General features: G+C 44.8%; 3 protein-coding genes. All 3 read left to right on the top strand.

Going from position 1 to position 3,232, the window contains the following annotated elements; all coding sequences use genetic code 11:
- Positions 1–184: 184 nt before the first annotated feature.
- Positions 185–1,561: an O-antigen ligase gene (locus tag AB4653_RS27745; RefSeq protein WP_009846766.1), complete on the top strand. Its 1,377-nt coding sequence runs from the start codon at positions 185–187 to the stop codon at positions 1,559–1,561.
- A 92-nt stretch (positions 1,562–1,653) separates the two neighbouring features.
- On the top strand, positions 1,654–2,439 hold the full coding sequence (locus AB4653_RS27740) for a DapH/DapD/GlmU-related protein (protein WP_009846767.1): 786 nt from the start codon (positions 1,654–1,656) through the stop codon (positions 2,437–2,439).
- The coding region (locus tag AB4653_RS27735) for a glycosyltransferase family 1 protein (RefSeq protein WP_372105852.1) at positions 2,432–3,232 on the top strand (801 nt) is incomplete at its 3' end. The genes AB4653_RS27740 and AB4653_RS27735, both read left to right, overlap by 8 nt.

Raw genomic sequence — 3,232 nt, 5'->3', positions numbered from 1 at the left:
CAGTGACAAATCTCAACTTAAGATTATAGTCTTACTCCATAATCCATCATTAAATCAGTTGGTTAAATGAAATGCATAACTGGCACTCGCTTTGCAACCTTTAACATCACGCATTAGATACGACTTTCAAATGTATAACGATAGAGAGCTGCCATGAATAGTTTACTCAGCAATAGAGATTACAATGCTCACCCCTGAAGCCAATAGATTGCCAGTCATCATCACTATCAGCACCTTGTGTGTTGGGCTTGGTATTGTTTGGTACTTTGTGCCTCACCCTGCTGTCATTGTAGCGCTCGCTCTTGTGCCATTAGCTGGGTTATTCGTGTTAAACAAGACATTCTGGCTAGTTCTACTGTTCGTTGTCTTTTCATTTTTCCGAATTCACGAAGCCATACCTCAACTCTATTCGTTAAAAATACCGCTGATGCTTTCATTAGGTGCCCTGTCCGCTCTGATCTGGCATGCACTAATCAGTAAAGAGCTAAAAATCTTTTGGCACCCTTGTTTAAATTGGCTCGCCATATTTTGGGTATTGGTTTTCATTGGTATTATCTTCGCGTCTAACAGGCCCATAGCATTTGCAGAATTCAAAGGTGTTTATTGGAAAATAATCGTCATGACGCTGGCGATTACTTGGTTAGTAAACACCACGGAAAATCTTGCAAAAACCGCGATGACGATTATCTACGCAGGCGCTTTAGTCAGTTTTATTGCCGTGTACAACTCAGTAAATGGTATTGGGCTTGTTGAAGGCTCGCGCGTAACTATTGGGCGCGATTTTGGCTCTATGTTAGGTGACCCTAACGACTTAGCACTGGTACTGATGTTCCCCCTTGCCTTTACGATAAGCCAAGCCACCACATCTGGCATCTCACGGTCCAAACGTTTAATCAGCGGGTTAGTCTGTTTGTTACTGCTCGCCGCCATTATTGCGACTCAAAGCCGTGGCGGATTACTGGGTTGTATTGCGGTGATTGGTATTTTTGCGTGGAAACTAGTTCGTTCTAAAGTCCTGTTAATCTCCGTAGGAACCATCGCGGCCGTGGCGCTCTATTTAGTTGCTGGGATCTCAGACAGAGCTTCTGGTGGTGCCGCTGAACAAGGTATCGATGAATCTGCAATGGGTCGAATATATGCCTGGGAAGCGGCAGTAAAAATGGCGGTTGAGAATCCACTGACTGGCGTAGGGTTGAACAACTTCTTCTCGAATTACTTCTTTTACAGTTCGCACTGGGACGGACTGAATCACGCCGTTCACAGTACGTGGTTTGGTGTGTTAGCAGAGACTGGCTTCATTGGTCTTATCATTTTTGTCTGCCTTATCGTTTCTTTGATCAAAACCTCCCGATCCACACTCACCAGATTAAAAAACTCAACCACAGAAATCGCACCTGAACTAAATGCGGTCGCCTATGCGATCTATGCAGGTCTGATTGGAACAATCGTGTCGGGTACGTTTTTGACTCAAGGCTTCAACTGGCCGATTTATATCCTCGCAGCGCTCACAGTTTGCGTCTCAAACGTATCTCAAACTGCCTGTCAAAATGAGAAAACCTAAAACCCACATTTTAACTCGTTGAAAATATTATATTTATTAAATGGCACAGTATATGAAAGTACTTCTATATAACAAAATAGAGGATTTTCATTATGACGTCAGTATCTATACATCAATTCAAACATTGGCTTAAGTTTCATCCTAATTCTCGAATTAGAAATGTGTTTTTCATTTTGAAAGACATCAGAAGCGCAGAGCTACCTACCCCTCAAATACTTAATCGTTGCCTCTATCAAGCGCACAAGCTAGTGGTAAGTTTGGTTTCTGGCTTGACGCGATTCTTCTACTGGACACCGGCTTTCAAAGGTCGTGTGGCTCAATGTGGCAAGCGCCTGTATTTGTATGGTGGTCTGCCTTTCGTCAGCGGTCCGGTGCAAATTTCGATTGGCGATAACTGCCGTATCTCTGGCCACACGACATTCTCTGGTTGTACTCAGCCACTTGAAGGCTTGGAACACCCACTATTATCGATTGGCAACAACGTCGACATCGGTTGGCAGTCGACTATCGCTGTTGGCGGTAAAGTCGTTATCTCTGACAACGTACGAATCGCTGGCGGCGCGTTTCTATTTGGATACTCTGGTCACCCGCTAGATGCAAAACGTCGAGCGCAAGGTGAAGGTGATGACCCTCAGCAAATCGGCGACATCATTCTTGAACCTGACGTTTGGTTGGGAACCAATGTAACTGTAAAAGGCGGCGTAACTATCGGCGAAGGTGCCGTTATAGCCGCAGGCAGCGTAGTAACAAAGAATATCCCGGCCTTCGCAATCGCAGGTGGTAACCCAGCTCGAGTAGTCGGACAGATTAAATCCGTTGAAGTGACTGAATCCGATGTATTCGATTCATTAGAGACTCATGGAGGTGACCATGCGTGATTTAATCGTATTTGGTGAAGACTTTGGCGGCCTACCGTCATCAACTCAACATTTAGTGCGTCACCTTGCTAAGCAACACAAAGTCTTATGGGTCAACTCTATTGGCCTAAGACAACCGAAGCTGTCAGCTAAAGATGCCACCCGAGCGTTCCACAAATTGTTTGGCAAAACCAAAGCCGTTACTCAAAACATGCTCGACTCTGAGGGACACGACAACATTACTATCGTTAACTTAAAGACAATCCCTGCGCCTGCTTCTAAATTTTGTAGAAAGTTGGCTCAGCAAATGATGTTGCACCAACTAAAACCAGTGATTGCCGAGCTTAACCTTAACGCGCCTATCCTATGGAGTTCTCTTCCGACTGCTGTTGATCTGTGCGGACACTTAGGCGAGTCAGCGGTTGTTTATTACTGTGGGGATGATTTTAGTGCACTTGCGGGCGTAGACCACAAGACGGTCGCAAAGCATGAATTAGAACTCATTGAAAAATCAGATTTGATCTTCGCTGCTAGTGAAAAGTTGATGGACAAATTCCCTAGCGAGAAAGCTCAGCTCTTACCACATGGTGTCGATGTCGGGCTATTTTCTACACCTGCACCAAGAGCAAAAGATTTACCAAGCAACCACCGCCCTATTGCTGGTTTTTATGGCAGCCTTTCTAAGTGGCTTGATTATGAAATGATTGATCATGTCGCGACAGCAATGCCGGAATGGGACTTTGTATTTATTGGCCCAAATGAGCTTGATACGATCATGCTGCCTGAGTTGAGTAACGTACATTACCTTGGCCCA

Origin of the sequence: Vibrio sp. 10N.222.48.A3 (assembly GCF_041475345.1) — a bacterium.
Lineage (GTDB): Bacteria > Pseudomonadota > Gammaproteobacteria > Enterobacterales > Vibrionaceae > Vibrio > Vibrio tasmaniensis_A.
Note: the sequence above shows the minus strand (reverse complement) of the source record. Positions and strands in the feature narration are given on the sequence as shown.

What these genes read in the sequence shown, in the direction of transcription:
- AB4653_RS27740 (WP_009846767.1), top strand. Translation starts at nt 1,654, where the DNA reads ATGACGTCAGTATCTATACATCAATTCAAACATTGGCTTAAGTTTCAT.
- AB4653_RS27745 (WP_009846766.1), top strand. Translation starts at nt 185, where the DNA reads ATGCTCACCCCTGAAGCCAATAGATTGCCAGTCATCATCACTATCAGC.